Source organism: Rhizobium phaseoli, from assembly GCF_003985125.1.
In the GTDB taxonomy this organism is placed as follows: Bacteria; Pseudomonadota; Alphaproteobacteria; order Rhizobiales; family Rhizobiaceae; genus Rhizobium; species Rhizobium phaseoli.
In genome coordinates, this window is record NZ_ML133596.1 from 16,916 (window position 1) to 32,148 (window position 15,233).

At 55.9% G+C, this 15,233-nt stretch carries 12 protein-coding genes and 6 pseudogenes; 7 read left to right on the plus strand and 11 right to left on the minus strand.

Annotated elements, in window-relative coordinates:
* Window positions 1-26: 26 nt before the first annotated feature.
* Window positions 27-1,124: pseudogene (locus tag EFD56_RS33775) on the minus strand (recombinase family protein); the annotation flags it as partial.
* Window positions 1,121-1,528, minus strand: a complete 408-nt coding sequence (locus EFD56_RS29475; RefSeq protein WP_096765000.1) for a hypothetical protein — start codon at window positions 1,526-1,528, stop codon at window positions 1,121-1,123. The gene EFD56_RS29475 and the pseudogene EFD56_RS33775, both read right to left, overlap by 4 nt.
* On the opposite strand from EFD56_RS29475, the pseudogene EFD56_RS29480 reads away from it, so the two are divergent.
* Together EFD56_RS29480 and EFD56_RS29485 are read left to right on the plus strand one after the other, a co-directional pair.
* Window positions 1,501-1,731 (plus strand): annotated as a pseudogene (locus EFD56_RS29480) (transposase domain-containing protein); the annotation flags it as partial. The gene EFD56_RS29475 and the pseudogene EFD56_RS29480 sit on opposite strands and share 28 nt — an antisense overlap.
* A pseudogene (locus EFD56_RS29485) lies at window positions 1,731-2,031 on the plus strand (hypothetical protein). The pseudogenes EFD56_RS29480 and EFD56_RS29485, both read left to right, overlap by 1 nt.
* Here EFD56_RS29485 and EFD56_RS32995 read toward each other — a convergent pair.
* Window positions 2,006-2,197, minus strand: coding sequence for a hypothetical protein (locus tag EFD56_RS32995; RefSeq protein WP_170965075.1), 192 nt, complete (start codon window positions 2,195-2,197; stop codon window positions 2,006-2,008). The pseudogene EFD56_RS29485 and the gene EFD56_RS32995 sit on opposite strands and share 26 nt — an antisense overlap.
* Window positions 2,198-3,752: 1,555 nt before the next feature.
* On the opposite strand from EFD56_RS32995, the gene EFD56_RS29495 reads away from it, so the two are divergent.
* Window positions 3,753-4,256 (plus strand): helix-turn-helix transcriptional regulator, encoded by a 504-nt coding sequence (locus tag EFD56_RS29495; protein WP_010069248.1) that lies wholly within the window; start codon window positions 3,753-3,755, stop codon window positions 4,254-4,256.
* A 517-nt stretch (window positions 4,257-4,773) separates the two neighbouring features.
* On the opposite strand, the pseudogene EFD56_RS29500 reads toward EFD56_RS29495, so the two are convergent.
* Window positions 4,774-5,717 (minus strand): annotated as a pseudogene (locus tag EFD56_RS29500) (IS481 family transposase).
* Window positions 5,718-6,159: 442 nt separating this feature from the next.
* On the opposite strand from EFD56_RS29500, the gene EFD56_RS29505 reads away from it, so the two are divergent.
* From EFD56_RS29505 to hisC, 4 genes and pseudogenes are all read left to right on the plus strand, one after another.
* Window positions 6,160-6,666, plus strand: a complete 507-nt coding sequence (locus EFD56_RS29505) for a helix-turn-helix domain-containing protein (protein ID WP_080712027.1) — start codon at window positions 6,160-6,162, stop codon at window positions 6,664-6,666.
* Between the two features lie 476 nt (window positions 6,667-7,142).
* A pseudogene (locus EFD56_RS33315) lies at window positions 7,143-7,241 on the plus strand (adenylyl-sulfate kinase); the annotation flags it as partial.
* A 39-nt stretch (window positions 7,242-7,280) separates the two neighbouring features.
* Window positions 7,281-7,825: pseudogene (locus EFD56_RS29510) on the plus strand (adenylyl-sulfate kinase); the annotation flags it as partial.
* Window positions 7,826-7,983: 158 nt separating this feature from the next.
* On the plus strand, window positions 7,984-9,087 hold the full coding sequence (gene hisC / locus EFD56_RS29515; RefSeq protein WP_008536542.1) for a histidinol-phosphate transaminase: 1,104 nt from the start codon (window positions 7,984-7,986) through the stop codon (window positions 9,085-9,087).
* 431 nt (window positions 9,088-9,518) lie between these two features.
* Here hisC and EFD56_RS29520 read toward each other — a convergent pair whose 3' ends face one another.
* From EFD56_RS29520 to EFD56_RS29550, 7 genes are all read right to left on the minus strand, one after another.
* Entirely contained in the window at window positions 9,519-10,457 is a 939-nt protein-coding gene (locus EFD56_RS29520) for an SIR2 family NAD-dependent protein deacylase (protein ID WP_008536543.1), read from the minus strand.
* Window positions 10,458-10,487: 30 nt separating this feature from the next.
* Window positions 10,488-10,700 (minus strand): putative nitrogen fixation protein NifT, encoded by a 213-nt coding sequence (gene nifT, locus EFD56_RS29525; RefSeq protein ID WP_004678514.1) that lies wholly within the window; start codon window positions 10,698-10,700, stop codon window positions 10,488-10,490.
* 4 nt (window positions 10,701-10,704) lie between these two features.
* A complete protein-coding gene (locus EFD56_RS29530; RefSeq protein ID WP_008536544.1) occupies window positions 10,705-11,022 on the minus strand; it encodes a nitrogen fixation protein NifZ in 318 nt (105 codons plus the stop codon).
* Between the two features lie 64 nt (window positions 11,023-11,086).
* The gene (locus EFD56_RS29535) at window positions 11,087-11,293 is read right to left on the minus strand and encodes a 4Fe-4S binding protein (protein ID WP_008536545.1); all 207 of its coding nucleotides are present in this window, start codon (window positions 11,291-11,293) and stop codon (window positions 11,087-11,089) included.
* Between the two features lie 34 nt (window positions 11,294-11,327).
* Window positions 11,328-12,806, minus strand: a complete 1,479-nt coding sequence (gene nifB / locus EFD56_RS29540) for a nitrogenase cofactor biosynthesis protein NifB (RefSeq protein WP_011053432.1) — start codon at window positions 12,804-12,806, stop codon at window positions 11,328-11,330.
* A gap of 213 nt (window positions 12,807-13,019) precedes the next feature.
* Complete coding sequence (gene nifA, locus EFD56_RS29545) at window positions 13,020-14,765, minus strand: nif-specific transcriptional activator NifA (RefSeq protein ID WP_126906970.1); 1,746 nt, start codon at window positions 14,763-14,765, stop codon at window positions 13,020-13,022.
* 163 nt (window positions 14,766-14,928) lie between these two features.
* Window positions 14,929-15,228, minus strand: coding sequence for a ferredoxin family protein (locus tag EFD56_RS29550; RefSeq protein ID WP_004678523.1), 300 nt, complete (start codon window positions 15,226-15,228; stop codon window positions 14,929-14,931).
* Window positions 15,229-15,233 lie beyond the last annotated feature (5 nt).

Here is a 15,233-nt window from a genome sequence, read left to right on the forward strand (position 1 = left end):
CCGCCGAACGTCATGCAACGGGGCAAGCCCATCATCAGGTTCTGTTTATAGCAGCGATAGACAGGATTTTGTGGATTTCCCGTATAGGCAACACTCAGTCGCCGTCCAGACCGTCCGCAGGTCAGGAGACCTGATAATAATGCTTTGCCGCCGCGGCCCGATTTAGTCCCACCCGATCGGCCATAATTATTGAGGGCCAGTTGCTGTTGGTTACGCTCGTATTCGCCCCAACTAATGTAACCTTCGTGATGGTCCCGGATCATCACCTCCCAGGTACCGACGGGCTTGCCGTGCCCGTAACTGCGCCGAGCCCATCCATCGACGATGGCAGTCCGCTTCTCGCTCTTCCCATAGACGTAAACGCCGGCGTAGAAGGGGTTTTTGAGGATGCCGATCACATTGCGATAACGTACTGGCATCCATACGAAGTTGGTCATGCGCCCTTCATCCGACGGCCGAGGGAAGTGAATGTGATCTTTCGTCATCGACAGCAGCACCTGACGCGCGCTTCCAAGGTCGTGGAAGCGGGCGAAGATGGATCGAATTACCTCTTGCAGACGCAGATCAGGATCGAGCCCAAGCCCGGCCTCCCGATGCCAAATGTAGCCGAACGGAACAGAAAGTCGCAGTTCGCCACGGCGCGCCTTCGACCTGGCGGCATCGAGCATCCGGGCTCTCAGCACGCCCAGTTCGAACTCGCTGATACTGCCCTTCATTCCCAGCAGCAGCCGATCGTTGGGTCGACATGGATTGTAGACGCCGTCATGGTCAATGACGCGGGCTTCGACCAGGCCGCACAGTTCGAGCAGGTGATGCCAGTCCCGACCGTTGCGCGCAAGCCGTGAAGCATCGAAGCAGAAAACGGCACCAACTTTGCCGGCGCACAGTAGGGCGACGAGACGATCGAAGCCCGGACGGGCGACGGTTCCGCTGGCAGAGCGCCCGAGGTCGTCGTCGATCACCTCGACGTGGCTGAAGCCGTGGTGTCGCGCAATGTCAACAAGATCATACTGCCGTCGCTGGCTTTCCAGATTGGTTATAACCTGCGACTGAGTGGATTGCCGCACATAAACGACGGCCTTGCGCGCGAGCAGCGCTGTCGGAATCAAATCAGTGATGGTCATCGTTGAGCTCCTCGAATATCAGGTCGAGCTGCCGGCCCGACGCCGGCACCAGCGTATTGCGGGATCTCATCATGGTCCTCCTGAGTGATTCTACGTCCACTTCGGAAGGGTGCCGCTTTGCTGCCGCCAGAGACCAGCCTGTTCAATTCGATTAGCGTCGCAAGATCGACGCGTGGCGTTCCCATGGTCATGCCGCGGCAGACCACGGGATCGATCATCCACCCTGAGATCGCGATGACGACACCTGTCGGCCCCAGAACCTTCAAAAACCGGCCTGTCGCTCGTTCTTCGACGCGACGAATGGAAACCTTCTGGCCAAAATATGGATGCCAGCAATAGTGAACCTCGACTTCATCGCCGACATGGGCAGAATGAACAGGGCATTGCTCTCGGAAGAAAGGCATGGCTATTCGCCGGTTCCCAGCGCGGAGGCGAGCGTGCTGCCTTCATGTATTCCCTAATCGTCACGGCAAAGACGAACGATATCGATCCGCAGGCCTGGTTGGCGGACGTGCTCGCCCGCATGCCTGGCATTCCCGTATCACGGCTGCCGGAACTGCTGCCGTGGAACTGGCCCGCCGGAAGCGCCCGGCAGATGGCGGCCTGATGGCGCGCCCGACGCATGTCTACACGATCAACTACGTCGCCACGCTGATTGGCGAGAACCTCGAACTCATCCAGGAGGTCGCCAGCAACTCCGACAACATCGACTATGGTGAGATGATCCATGCCCATGACGGCAGCGAAGAGGGCATCACGACCTTCACCGACCGGGGCATCGAAAGCTTGAAGGAGTTCCTCGCCGATATCCGCACCTGGGAAGGAGGTGTTCGGCAGTTCCTTGTCGACGAGCAATGCGATCGCGACAAGATTCGAACGCATCATGGCAGACGAGCCGAAATCATAAGTGCCGCGGCCTTCGCCGGATGGATACTCTTGTACTGGACGTTGACCTTGCGGCTCAGATGGAGCGCCGCCATGCCCTTGGCGGCCGTGATTCCTCCCAGATTGCCATGATGATCTTCTTGAATGAAAGCTTGCGGTCGGCGAAAACCGAAAATTCGGCGCGGCATTCCGGCTCCGAGCATCAGAACGACGACGCCGTACGGCGCCAGGCAGCCACAGCGAGGGCAATATGGCTTCCCGACGTTCTTGGGCCAACGGAAGTCGACGAACAGGCCGTAGGTGTCGTCCTCGGCTGCCCGAAGCCTCTCTCGGGTCAGGCCAGGCGCACTGGTCGTATTTCGAACCTCCGGTCTCCTGCGGAGAAAGCGTCGTAGGAATTCGGTCTCAGGATGGAATTCGCTCCTGCAGCATGTTCAGGCTTCCGGTCCATACGCGAGACATAAGCAGACAACTCCGTCGTAAGGACGGAAGCGAAAGGTCAGTGCTCTATTCGTATCGATTTGAACATGAAAGGACCCTTACCAGGAGAACGAAACCACGTTCAGGGGTTAGCACTTTCGTAAGGTTGTCAAACCCGTGCCCTTATATCGGGAGAAAATTCAATGTCTCAGAGCCAGACTACCCAGCGCAATCTATAATCCAGTTCAGTGAATGGGTCCAGATCGTGAGAGCTGTCTTCGGGTGACCGCGCCTCATGACGACTATTAACGACTCGTTCCCAACAATCGAACATCCGCAAGGTAGATTCACGTTCGAGCATCTTGTGCCTACCTCTGTATGCCTTACTGGGCAGGTAACATTGCCGTTTCAGGCCCTGTCCTGACCTCTGGCCTTAATGATCTTGTTGTTTATTACCTTTTCCCGAGCAGATCAGACGAACACAACGTAGAACTGGTGGTAAAAAGCGCTGATCAGAAAGAAATTAATTTCAGCCGCATCAAGCGAAGGTGTAACGTCTGCCAACTCGTAAAAAAGGCTCATTTCCAGCAAATAAGGGTGCCCTAGAAACAAAAAAGGCCCCCTAAAGGAGCCTTCCCATGGCGTTTCCGCCGAACGCGTGTGCCCTACCGTGGTGTACCGACCTCTAAGGGTGCACCTGCAACAGCGACCTTTCGGAAGCCTCGTTGTCTGCTGCTCACAAAGATATAACCCTCACGGTCGACTATTTCAAGCCCTTTGTGTGGATGCGATAAGGTGGCGGCTTCGTTTAGCAAAGTTCACGTTTGTGGCACTTGCTCCATGATGCCGGAATTTTCAGAGAGCATCGAACCTACACGCTAGCGGGAGCGGTAACCGATATGGGTTCTTGGCTGAGTGATTTCCAGCACGGCGGAGCTTTCCCAGCTAGCCAAATGGGATATCGTGGGACGGGGAAATGGATCGGTTTTCGAGGATTATGTCTTATCGTCCTCAACGAAGACCGCTTAGAAGATGTTGAGCATTGAATGTGAATTTTCGCTCAAATTCGACGCAACCTAGATGTTTCAGTCGCGGGTGCGGCCATAGCCGACTCATCTTTCATGGAACTGGGCCACCGGTCTAGCGAGACTGTTTTGAATGCATTCATGAAGCAATTTGGCTAAACTCTCAAATATTTGCTATAACGCAAAAAATGCCCAAAATGGGTATTTAAAACGGTTGTAGTGTGGCGATGACAAGTGGTTCAAATCGGTTCAGGTTGGCTCAAGCCTACAACGAGTGGCAGGAAAACAGGGACGTGCGGTGACGGAAGATCTAGCAAGCTACAGAAGTTCGAGAGGCCTCGTCAGCACCGCCGATCCGGAGGTTGACAAGGCGATCTATCGAAAGCCAGGTTTCGGCGGCGAAATTACATCGTTGGGTCACATGGAGGAATTGATCAGCGCGTTCCTGAAAAAGACACGCGAAGCGCAGGGCCTGTCTCGCGCAGACGTTGCTCCAATGCTTGGTCTGTCCATCCCTGTATACGGACGCTACGAGCGGGCATTTTCCAAAATGACTGTTACTCGGATGATCCATCTGTGTGAGATTCTTGGCTTCATGCCTATCGATATGATCTTTGAAGCTGCGCCACATCTTTGGGGCCGCACATCGGAGGAGGCCGAGGATTGTCTCACACTGGCGAGGATTCTTAGGAGACTTCCGAACGGCACGACGCGCGATCTTATTCGGCTCCTGCAGCGAATGATCCCCGATGACGACGAGAGCGACAGAGGTATCAGTGATGTAGCGGAGCCCGTGAAGTGAGCTGGGTTTGTCTATGACGCCCCGACCAGTAGTTAGCAGTATTGGTGATAGCTGTCGCAGCCGACGCGCTGTCGTCGGTGTGCAGACACCCGCAATCTCACAACTTAGTTTTTCACTCGAATTTCCGTCTGATCAACAATACGCGCCGATTGCGCAATTTTTCGATGTTTGGTTGGCGTTGATCTCGCTCGATGCTCGAGCGATTCGTCGGCGAGCGACGCCAAGTCTATTTGCATGCGCTTTGCTTCGACAGTAGGGTCTGTGTTAAACTCCCTCGTTGGGTTTTCCCGCTCAATGCCATGTGGGTATTCGAGCTGCCGGCGCGCATGCTTTGATTTCGATTGCTGAATCTAAGCCCGTCCTCTCCGCGCCTCCGTTCCATCGCGCCGATCCTTTTTGCCATTCGGCTCGGAAACAGCCTTTTGACATCACGATCAGGTTCCGCGAAAACGGGGTCGAGTCGCTGAGACTGGAAACGCTGTTCATGGCTGTCGCCGTTCAGAGGTAAGGGCATCGCCTAGGTGTTTAGTCCCGGCATTTGATGGATGGGGTCGATGATGAATCGATCCGGCTCCAAAGTCCATCGTCTACAGATGAACTCGTAAGGCGTAAGGCCCTTTAACGTCTTGAGCCGGCGCCCGAAATTGTAGGCGTCGATAAAGTCGGCCAGATGTTTTTTCAACTGCGCATGATCGTCGTAGTGGAAGCGCTTGACGGTCGCCCCCTTGATCGTTCGGTTCATCCGTTCGACCTGTCCGTTGGTCCAGGGATGCTTCACCTTGGTCAGGCGATGCTCGATGCTGTGATCGTCGCAGACCCAATCGAAGATGTGCTGGAAGGCATTTCGATCACAAGCTCGGTTGGTGAACTGAATGCCATTGTCGGTCAAAACGGTGTGAATGGTGTAGGGCACTGCCGCGATCAGATTGCGCAAGAACTGAGCGGCATTCATCTTGCCGGCTTTGGTGTAGAGTTCCGCGAACGCGAACTTGGATGTTCGGTCAATTGCGACAAAGAGATAGAGCTTGCCCTCAGCCGTCTGCACCTCGTCAATATCGATGTGGAAGTAAGCGATCGGATAGCTTTTGAACTTCTTCTTCGGCTCCTTGTCGCCTCTGACCTCCGGCAGACGTGAAATGCCGTGGCGCTGCAAACACCTGTGCAACGACGAACGCGTCAGATGTGAAATGGTCGGCTGAAGAGCGTAGAGGCAATCATCGAGCGGCAGCAACGTGTGCCGGCGGAAGGCGACGATAGCGGCCTCTTCTTCGAGGGAAAGGGTCGTCGAGTGCGGGTCCTTTGGGCCTGTAGGAAGGTCGACCAACGATGTCCGCTTCTTCCATTTCGCCACGGTTTTCTGGTTGATCCCGTATCGCTTCGAAAGCGTTTTCAGGCTCTCTTCACTATTGCTCGACGGATTGCCTCTGTCGTCGTGGCGCTCCCGTGTAGAACCTGGCCCATAGTGCTTCCCTCCATGCCAAGGAAAATATTGCACCATCAAATGCCGGAACCAAACACCAGAGCAGCCAGCGCGCGGAGCCGTGATTGGTCTGCCGTGAACCGAGAGCTCCACGTGCAGGACAAAAGGCCACCATGCCCGCACACGACGTCCCGGGAGCTAGACGAGGAAATGAAGCGACCGTTATCACCAAAATCACTGAGGGTCATAGCCAATTTGGCGCAAGTGGATAATCCTTGCGTGAGGCGATTTCGGTATGATCTATGTCTATGTACTTGCGATCACTTATATATTTTGGTGAACGATAGCTATCGGGTGAGGTCCGCGTGGCCCAAAATGCGCCAAATTAGATCGAAACGAAACATTGGTGGTTCCAAGCACATCACTTTCCGTATAAAGAGCTTTGGCGCATTTACCTCAGTCGGAGCAATGTCAGGACCACCATTGAAGCAATGGATTAATGAACTCGGTTTGCAACAAGTCGATGATCCAGGCATAGACAAGCCGGTCTATCGAAAACCTTTTGACGGACGGATTGCACTTAGCGCCGAACTCGAAAACTTGATCAGCATCAGCCTTCGCGAAGCCCGCGATAAGCGAAAACTCCCGCGCTCGAAACTGGCGCCCTTGCTTGGCATCACTAAGCAGGTCTACGGCCGGTACGAAAATGGAGTATCCCGCTTGACCGTGAGCCGACTGATTCATCTGTGTGAGGTTTTGGATGCCGCTCCGGAAGAGATTATCGCCCCGGCGGCACCTTATCTTTGGGGCGAAACTGAAACCAAAGCGGTTCTGCTGCTGGCTACTATCGTGAAGTTGCGGACTTTCGATGAAGAGATCTTGCAAGATATTTTCAGCTTACTAAGCCGCATAGACGAGACCGGTAGCGATAGCGGCGATCGTGCCATGAAAGTCGCGTCTACCAGCGCCACTGCAGACGATCGCGAATAGGACGTAGATCGCTAGCTTCAATAAACAGAACGTGCGTCCCTGATGAAGTTCCATCAGAAACCGCGAAGGACTAGCTGGCGACCGTTCATCGCCACTCCGGGACATAGGTGGGTAAACCGGGGAGGGCGCAGTTGGGTCAACTGGTCCAACGCATCCCTGCTTTCGGCCGCTGGAGGGGACGCGCGGTCGTCTTTACGCCGCGAGTGCCAGGGAGGTCACGTCAAAGTCTAAGAAACCCGTATATTCGACATACAAAGCATCGATAATTCCATTCATACAATCCATTTTACCAATCTCCCGTGATGATGCACTAGGAATGATCTCAGACGCGAGTGACGGCGAAACATTTGACGATCCGGACTGGCTATAGCGCGAACCCGAGCAACGGCGCCGACATGCATCGGGGCGGCCACTGCTTCGATCGCACAGTGCGGGCTTCAAAAACAGCAGCAGGAAATACCAAAGGAGGTCTTTGCATGCGTTCTGAGGTGCGGTGGAAGCTGTGCTGGGAAAACGAGCTGGAACTCATCGACCACGTCGATCCTCCCGAGCTCTTTCGCAAAGCCCAAGGGCCGACCGGGGTCTTCAATTTCAGTGGCAGCCAAAGCTGGGCAAGGCGCGCCGACAACCTGCATTGGCAGGCGACCGACGCTGACAAGGGCGCGCGCGGCGATGAAGAGTCAGCAGCCAGCCGTCCTTTTGTTCACTGGACTTTCCGGCTCCGGCAAGTCGACAATCGCCAATGCGCTCGACCGGCTGCTGCATGCCCACGGGAAGCACACCTACATCCTCGACGGCGACAACGTGCGCCACGGGCTCAATCGCGACCTGGCTTCAATCAACCCGATCGCGTCGAGAACATCCGCCGCGTTGCCGAGGTCGCCGAGCTGATGGAGGAGGGGAGCTTATTGAAATCCTCGTCGACACGCCGCTTGAGGAATGCGCGCGACGCGATCCGAAGGGGCTTTATCGGAAGGCGCTCGCCGGCAAGATCGCCAATTTCACCGGCGTTTCCTCGCCGTACGAAATCCCTGAGGGCGCTGAATTACATCTCGAAACGGTTGGCCACGACCCTGCGGCGTTGGCGTTTGAGATCGAACAGTTCCTCGAAAGGCGAATGGAGCAAGTGACGCATGAGTGTGAGAGTGGGGAGGCTTGACCATTGGCGGCTTGAAGCGGCCGCGGCGGTCCTTGGCCTATTAACTACGCGGCGACCGTAGCAGCCCGCAGGCGGCCCGCGCCAACGTCCGATGTGGCTTCAACAGGAGACGGCCGATCACGCGCTCACGACTCGGCTTACTGAAACGGAGAAAAGATATGGCTGATGCAAAGCTGCAAGCCGTGCTTTCGGCTCTTTCGCCGATGGCGAGACAGCTAAATGCGCTACCCTCCAATCAACCGGGGCGAGATGCGAACTGCGTTAAACTAAACACGAATGAGAATCCGTTTCCGTTGCCGATGATGGTGTTGCAAAGTGCGCTGGCGGCCCTCGAACGGCATTATCTGTATCCCGAAGATGACAATCTGAGCTTGCGCGACGCAGCCGCCAGCGCGTATGGCCTCTCCCAGGATCAGGTGGTCGCCGGGAACGGCTCGTCGGAGCTGCTTGGGCTCATCTACAGAGCATTCCTCGACCCGGGAGATAGCGTTGCGATGATATCGCCAGGTTTTTCCTTTAACCGCAAACTGGCCAAGTTGCAGGGTGCCAGATTTCTCGAAATCGAATGGGGCGAGTCTTATTCTCTGCCAATCGAGCAGCTGCTTCTTGGTCCAGCAAAAGATGCAAAATTCATACTGCTGGCCAATCCGAACAATCCAACGGGAACATTCGTTCCGGTGGCTGAAATCGACCGCCTCGTCGCGCAATCGGACCAGTTGATAGTGGTGGATGAAGCGTATGTCGACTTTGCACCCGATGATGCCCTGCGCCTAGTCGATCGTCATCCAAACCTTCTAGTATTGAGAACACTTTCGAAAGGCTTTGCAGCCGCGGGAATTCGCGTCGGTTTCGGCTTTGGTCATCCCGAACTTATTGGGAGGCTACGCAACCTGCAAAATGTCTTTAACATGAACGTGATCGGCCATGCGGTGGGCATTAGTATCCTTTCGCACCGCGCCGACTACGACGAGAACCACAGATATATTAAACATGAAAGACACAGAACGACCACTGCCTTGTCTCAATTGGGCTTTTCTGTCATTCCCTCCCACACAAACTTTTTGCTAGCTCGGGTGCCACCCGGACGAGATGGCAAATGGTGGCAAGCGTCTTTGGATAGGCAGAACATACTTGTAGCCGTCTTTCCCGATGCCGGTTTGGAAAATTTTATCCGCGTCAGCATCGGCACCAGAACCCAAATGGACGCGTTCCTTTCAGCCGCCAGGGACATCATTTCTGGAAGTATGAAGACGCAGAGCTAGGCGGTTAGAATTATTGGCCACACTGCTTGTCACTTGGAAACACCAAGTATCGAAGTCCATATTGTGGGATAAAGATCACAAATAAGCGCAAGACCGTAAAGCGTGTGCCGTCTCGATCCCGTTGATTACGCGTGTTATTGGCGCACGAGTGGAGCACCCGGTGGCCGATGCGAGGCTTATTTCTGGCGATTCCGGCCGCGGCTCTGCCGCTGTATTGGGAATGGTTAATCGGTCCTTCGATTGACATTGAGTGAACAGTAATCTGCGGTCGTCGCCGATCTTCCGTCGATCACCTGCGACAGAACCTCGATCCGCTAAAGATCACGCTCGCTCATCGCCATTGATCCCACCCGCAATCCCCCACGCCAGCAAACGTGGGCAGTATGGCATTCGAACTTGGCAGAAACAGAACGTTTTCAATCTGCGGCACTCTAGCCGCTACAGAGATTCGAAGCGGAAGCCGTGCGGCCATGGTCACCATCCGCCTTGCTACCAAATGGTACAAGCAGAGCCGCGGCTTCGCCGATCGGCAGGTCGACCACCGTGATTCCGCTTGCTGCAAGGAAACGGCGCTCGTTTTTGGTAAGGCCTTCCGCATCAAGTACTGCAAAGTGGGGGCCGTGAGAGCGCTTGATGATCTGTCGAGCGTAGATCCGGAGCATCTGATCGTTGAAGCGGCAGCCAATGAAAAGAAAACCGCGATCTATACGCCGTTCTTTCACCATTCCAGGTATTGGCGTCTGGATATCGATTTCGGTTAGGACTTCCACGTAATCGGAATCGGACACCAGAAAGTTCGAAGCTGGTATAACACTGCCGTACGGCGCATAGAGGACCGTCTTTGGCGCTGAGACGCATTCGACGTCTCTCCCGGACAGATCGTAAGTTTTTGTCCAAATGTCGCCGCCGCCGTTTGCACGCGTGACGCCCTGAATCTCGACGACATCCGTTCGACCGGTCTTCGCGAAAGCCGCACGCATTGTCCCGTCGTACCAGCCGTCGACGATAAGGGAGAGCGGCAGCGTTGCGAGCCAGTCGTGGAGGGCGGTCGGCGCCACGGGTGCTCCAAATATTTCTGCCATCCAGGCCTGAAGCGTCCGGCGATGCCGTCGCTGTTCAATAAACTGCGCGACTGACCACATATTGCTGCGTATCCTGGAAGGGGCAGGTGTGCGTTCGTTGAGTGCCGCGGAGACGGCTTCCGGGGTGTCCGGTACAGGTGGTTCCGTGGATTGCAGCCGAAGGAGATCTGGACCGAGATAGGGAACGATCCGATCCGCAGCGAGCGCTTCCTGGAGCAGCCTAAGTCTTTTTTCGGCGTCACCGTTGCGAATGATCAGGAGACGGTCCGAGGTTAAAATTTTGTTCATGCTGGTTTCTCTTACCTCTCGTTTGCAGCATCAGTCCTCGTCAGGAATCTTCCTTGCGTGGACGGTGATCGGCAGAGGCGTATCCCGCGATAGCTTGGGCAAGACGAGTCTCCAGCCGTTCCTGAGAGTGATCGTGCCGCCCCACATGTCATCAGCCTCGACATCTACGATCGGCTCTTCGAGATCTTTCTTTGGTACGTAAGCCGACAAGCCGGCGCTCGTTCTGCGAATCATTATCTTCATGTCGCTATTCCTTCGTTGGGGGCCCCGCGATTTCAGCAGGGCCGCAAGCAGCGGCGTTGTCTAGACTCGTCAGTTCACGGGCACGCATGCCGACGATAGTGCCACGTTCGACCCATTCGACGGCATAGATGTAAAACTGCTGGAGAAAGGTGCCGATGTCGCGCACATAGCCTTCGTCGCCCTTCCGCACCAAATTTTCGCCAATTTTTTTGCCAGCATAGGTGCCGTCATTCTTTACGTGAAGTCTGGCCCGCACCCGCTCGCCGGGTGTAAATCGTGGAGGCCTGTGAATTTCGACCTCCTGTTCACGTCCAAGGCCCATGGGCATTCCTCCTTGCAGGATGTCATTGAAGGCTTCTCCGCAGGAGCCCCGACCATGCTGAAGGTCAAATCGCAGGTGCGGCGGGGACGCAGGTCTTCGGCACGGGGCAAACCTCCGCGCATTGCTGCGTTTCGAAGGTACCCTTGCATTCGGTGCATTTTTCCGGGTCGATAACGTAGATCTCACCTTTGAACCTGATCGCACCGGAGGGGCATTCGAACTCGCAGGCACCGCACTGGGTGCATTGGGACGCTATGATCCTGAAGGCCATTTTTAAACTCCTGAAGATGTTGGATTAAGAGCGCTCACGCCGTCGCCGCTTGTGGTTCGACGCCAAACTTGGCGGCGTAGAGGGTGCCGATGGCGGTCTCGATGTAGTCATAGCAATAAGCATCCGTTGCCCGAACCCCGGCCTCCATGAGCTTAGTCTTAGGGCACTCCCCGATCTTGGCGCATAGCACGACGTCAATACCGACCAGCGCAGTTATGATGCCGTCGAGGGTGGCTTCCTCGCCCCTGCCTCCGAGGCAATACTGTTCGATCTTGCGATGCCCGACGTAGGTGATGCCTCTCGACGAAGCTTCGTATACTTGGAACTCCTTCGCATGGCCGAAGTGCTCGTTGATGCGACCGCCACCCTTTGTCGCGACCGCGACGTGGAGGGACCCATCGCCGGCTGCTTTGACTGTCTCGATTGCCTCGCTCTTGGCGGTCGCGTGATCGCCGCGTTCGCGGGCGATCACTTCCCGATAGGCCTCGCGCTTACGGGCGTCATAGGTGATCTCTCCGGGAAGCTGGTCGAGTGCGAACTCCTGGCCCCGATCATCCCCAAGCAGGCCGACGGCATCGGCCCTACACTGCCGGCAATGGCGCATTAGCTTTGCGCCGCCTTCGAGACGATCCTGGAGCGCCTTCAATTCGAGCGCCCGCGGGCCGCGCTGTCCGGTCAAGCCGTAGTAGGTGCCATGGGCCGGATCGGAAATAAGCGGCATGACGTTGTGCAGGAACGCCCCCCGCTCCTTGACCCATTTATTTACCTCGACCAGGTGTTCGTCGTTGACACCAGGAATCATCACCGAATTGACTTTGGTGATGATGCCGCACGCGGTCAGCATCTCCAGGCCCACCATTTGCCGCTCGTGCAGAATTCTCGCAGCTTCGATGCCGGTGTAACGACGGTTGCGGTAAAAGATCCAGGGATAGATCTTTGCGCCGATTTCAGGGTCAACCATGTTGATCGTAATTGTCACGTGATCGACATTCATGTCGACAAGTTCGGCGACGTGATCCGGCAGCGCAAGCCCGTTGGTGGAGATGCACAGCTTGATGTCGTGGATCTCCCCCGCAACTCGTTCGAACGTTTCCTTTGTCTTCTTCCAGTCGTAACAGGCATCGCCCGGTCCGGCGACACCCAGCACGGAAAGCTGCGGCACTTCGTTGGCGACGGCAATGACCTTGCGCAGCGCCTGGTCTGGCGTCAACTTTTCCGAGACGACCCCAGGGCGGCTTTCGTTGGCGCAGTCATATTTACGATTGCAATAGTTGCACTGGATATTGCAGGCTGGTGCGACCGCGACATGCATGCGCGCGAAATAATGGTGAGCCTCTTCTGAATAGCAGGGGTGGTTTTTGATCTTCGCCCAGATAGCCTGGTCCACGTCGGCCGGTTTTGTGGACACGCCACATGACGAGGATGTGCAGCCACTCGGTTTCGCGGTCGCCAGCAATTGATCCAAGGATGTCGTGCTGGTCGCACTTTCAAGCGAAATCATCGGTGCGGACATTGAGTGCTCCGTTGCTAGTTGACGTCGCCTTTCAAAACGCAAAAGCCATGCCATCCCAAGGACGGGATTTGCTTTAAGAATTTGCATTTATTGCCCGATTCCGACCGTGTTCGGACACAGACTTGTCAAGCTTCCGACAGTCGACAAAAGAGTTGTCCGTAAGCCACCAAACCAGGCATTGGAGATCGAGAAGGTCCAACATCACCCAGGCGCTTAAAGCTTTTTCACCTCGATGCGATGCTGGCGTAGAGCATAGCCGACCTGACGAGGCGTAAGGCCGAGAATACGAGCCGCTTTGGCCTGAACCCATCCGGCCTTTTCCATCGCCTCGATCAACCGGTCCCGTTGCGTGAGGCGCGACTCCATTGCGGGACAACCGGAACCGTGCGGATCACAAGCCTTGACGGAAGATACCTCGTCCGACGCACCGATGCTCCCGCCCGAGCGCGGCGATGAAGTCGGCATCACATTGCTCCGGGCATGCCCATCGACGGTGATGCCGCCGGGCGACCCGTCGGTTTTCCAGAGGAGCGACGAAAGGCACTGGCTGTTCTTGCAGGCAAAATCAGACGAAACGATCGAGCTTGAACGCGCAAGGGTGGCAGTCCTTCGCACGCAGTTTTCGAGTTCCCGGACGTTACCTGGGAAATAGCATTGCGACATCACCTCGATCGCCGACGACGAAAACGTCAGCTCGCGTTGGTTCTCCTTGTTGAATCGGTCAAGAAGAGCGTTCGCAAGGCGTGGAATATCGCCGGGTCGCTCTCGAAGCGGCGGCAGGACAATTGGAACTACGCTGATGCGGTAATACAGGTCGGCCCTGAATTCGGCGTTTGCAACAGCCATCTCGAGGTTCTTATTCGTGGCGCATATGAGCCGGACGTCGACCGCAAGCGTCTTGGTTCCGCCCACCCTCTCCAGTTCGCCTTCCTGCAGGACGCGCAGCAGTTTGGCTTGAAAGGCGGGCGAAATCTCGCCAATCTCGTCAAGTAGAAGCGTTCCGCCATTTGCCAGTTCGAAGCGTCCGGCGCGCTGCGCGATGGCCCCGGTGAAAGCCCCTTTTTCATGCCCAAACAGCTCCGATTCCAGGACGCCTTCGGGCAGCGCGGCGCAGTTCAATTTGACGAACGGCTTGTTTTTACGAGGGGAAAGTTCATGGATCGCCTGTGCAAAAAATTCCTTGCCGGTGCCGCTTTCGCCCCGCAGAAGCACGGTGGAATTCGTCCTCGCCACCACCGAGACGGTTTCAACCACCTGCTGGAGAGCCGGGCTATCCCCGATAATCCCGTCGATTTTGACGGGTGGATGTCGGCCCGGCGCGCCCCTTTGCGCGATGATCGGCTTCTCCGGTCTCTCTTGTTCGCCGATAGGTCGCCGACCCTCCAGGTTCAGGAAACGATGAAGCCTGATCGTCCGACTGACCAGATTGGCGACCATGGTCAGAAAGCGAACGTCCTCGTCGGCGGGGAAGGGGGCGGCGTCGTTCCTGACGCGATCGATCGATATTGTGCCAAGTATTTTATTATCGGCTTTTACCGGAACGCCAATAAAAGAAATTGGGACGGTGCCGCTGCTCCAAGGCGGTTGCGGCTCAGCCTGAAATAATTCGGACTTGCTGACATCCTTTACGATTAAGGGCATACCGGTCGTCGCGATATGGTCGATTACGGCCTTAGGTATAACGCCTCGAGCGGCTGATTGAGAGGATGGGGGGATGTCGCCAGTTGCGGCAATCTCGGGCTGACCTTCAGCGTCTAGAACAACGATTGCTCCGCATCGAATCTGCAGAAAGGAAGAGAGGACGTTCACGACGTTGGCAAGCGTAATCTCTAGCCGGGCGGGGGCAGTCAGTACCTTTGATATCTCGTAGATTCCGCTGCGCTGCGTGCCCGCTTGGCGCGTAGGTCCAGCAGGTAGCGCAGATAGGGGTTCCGCTCCATCGACCGGTCGGGCGGGCATGTGGGTCATTATATGGCCTTGGGTTGTCTAACGTTTCTTATCACCCTTGCTTGCATGTATATATAGTAATTTCTAATACCAATCTGCAACGCGCACCTCTGCAAGTTTCCGATGCGCCCGTCTGCAAACCCAAGTTGGTTCTGAATCGTGGAGTTGCAAACCTTTATCCGAACTTGAAGAGAACGCCGAAACCGCCTCTCGGATAGTTCCACTCGATATCTCCACTTGCCTCGCAGAGTACGCGGCACGTGCCGCACTCCATGCACCCGTCGGCGATAACCTCCACTTGGCCCTGGTCATTCAATTCGTAGCACTTGGCCGGACAGACACTTGTGAGGGCATACAGATTTACGCTTGGCCAATCGTGTGGACGCACCCTAATATGCGGGCGTCCGGCATCGACCACGTATCGATTTTGGTAAAGCTTGTCCTCTACGCGTATGTTCGTCACTGCAACCGTCATCTCAT